Genomic DNA, 255 nt, shown 5'->3' with positions numbered 1-255 from the left:
TTTCGGGTCTACACCCAGCGACTATCGCCCTGTTCGGACTCGATTTCTCTACGGCTTCCCTATTCGGTTAACCTTGCCACTGAATGTAAGTCGCTGACCCATTATACAAAAGGTACGCAGTCACCCCACAAGGAGGCTCCTACTGTTTGTATGCACACGGTTTCAGGATCTATTTCACTCCCCTCCCGGGGTTCTTTTCGCCTTTCCCTCACGGTACTGGTTCACTATCGGTCGATTACGAGTATTTAGCCTTGG

At 50.6% G+C, this 255-nt stretch carries 1 rRNA gene; it reads right to left on the bottom strand.

Annotated elements, in window-relative coordinates:
- Positions 1-255, bottom strand: a 23S ribosomal RNA gene (locus GTP58_RS32010); the annotation flags it as partial.

The organism is Duganella sp. CY15W (assembly GCF_009857555.1).
GTDB classification, from domain to species: domain Bacteria; phylum Pseudomonadota; class Gammaproteobacteria; order Burkholderiales; family Burkholderiaceae_D; genus Rugamonas; species Rugamonas sacchari.
Note: the sequence above shows the minus strand (reverse complement) of the source record. Positions and strands in the feature narration are given on the sequence as shown.